The organism is Streptomyces sp. NPDC004721 (genome assembly GCF_053601495.1).
This window is the reverse complement of the sequence record NZ_JBSGBZ010000155.1, coordinates 1-1,447: the sequence shown is the minus strand read 5'-3', so window position 1 is coordinate 1,447 and position 1,447 is coordinate 1. Positions and strand designations below refer to the sequence as shown.

At 68.6% G+C, this 1,447-nt stretch carries 1 protein-coding gene; it reads right to left on the bottom strand.

The features are described 5' to 3' along the window. Window positions 1–1,242, bottom strand: a complete 1,242-nt coding sequence (locus tag ACWEK3_RS42380) for an IS110 family RNA-guided transposase (protein WP_376506373.1) — start codon at window positions 1,240–1,242, stop codon at window positions 1–3. Window positions 1,243–1,447: the final 205 nt, after the last annotated feature.

Sequence of the window (1,447 nt, the reverse complement as noted above, 5' to 3'; positions counted from 1 at the left end):
TCAGGCTCCGATGGGTTCGAAGCGGACGGTGAGTCCGAGGGCGTTGGCCTGGCGGGTGATGCGTCGTAGGGCGCGTTCGGGGTCGTGCTTGGTGTAGTAGTCGCCGCCGAGGTCGTGGAAGGGGCTGTCGGTGGTGAGGATGTGCCAGACGGCGGTCAACAGGGTGTGTTCAAGCGCGACGAGGGCCTTCTTCTTGCCGAGACGGGGCATCAGCCGCATGTAGCGGGCGCCTGGGTAGGTGCGGTCCCGGGTGCGGGAGGCTGCCATCGCCGCGGTGCCGAGTGCGGCGCCGAGCCATCGGTTGCCGTGGCGTCTGCGCCCGGATTTGTGCTTGCCCGCGGACTCGTGGTGGCCGGGGCAGACGCCGGCCCAGGAGGCGAGGTGGCCGGCGGTGCGGAACCGGGCCATGTCCGCGCCGGTCTCCGCGATCAGGACCTCGGCGACGGCCTTGCCGACGCCGGGGATGGTCTCGAGCAGTTCAAGCTGCCGGGCAAAAGGGCGCATCTCCTCCTCGATCCGCGCCGACAGCTCCGTGATCGCGGTCTTGATCTGGTCGATGCGCTCCAGGTGCATGCGGCACAGGAACGCGTGGTGCTCGCTGAAGTTGCCGGTCAGCGCTTCGACGAGGGCGGGGATCTTGGGGCGCATGCGGGCCTTGGCCATCTGCGCGAGCGCGTGGACGTCGCGTTCCCCGTCGATGAGCGCGTCCAGCATCGCCCGCCCGGACACCCCGAGGATGTCGGTGGCCACGGTGGAGAGCTTGATCCCGGCGTCCTCGAGTTCCTTCTCCAGTCTCTGGGCCTCCCGGGACAGCTCGGAGGCCAGGGTGGTGCGGTAGCGGGTGAGGTCGCGCAGGTGCCGGATCGGCTCCGGTGGCACGAACGAGGCCTTCAGCAGGCCGCATTCGCCCAGCTGGCAGAGCCAGGCCGCGTCCGCGACGTCGGTCTTGCGGCCGGGCAGGCCCTTGGCGTGGGCGGCGTTGACCAGGATCACGTTCAGGCAGTCCTCGAGCAGGTAGAACGCCCCGCGCCAGTAATCACCAGTGGCTTCCATGACCACGAGGGTGACCTTCTCGGCCACCAGCCAGTCCCGCAGCTCCAGCAGGGAGTTCGTCGTGGTGGCGAAGGTCCGGATCTCCTGCCGCCGCGAACGCCGACCGCTCGGACTTGGAGTCCGTACGCACGCCTTGAGGTCCTTCTTGCCGATATCCAAAGCGGCACACCGCTCGTGCAGCACGTCCATGACAGCCCCTCCCATCGCGACCGACAAGGGTGCGCCGTCCGGAGGAGCCACAGGGCTGAAGAGTCTGGTCCGCGTGCTGCAGCAACAATAGACGGTCCCTGCAAGCGGCTCCCGACGCCATACTGACACTCGAGCTCACAGGCATCACAGATTCGCCGGCGTCCCGGACGGACACAACCCACATTTTCCCGGCCTCACGGCGGCC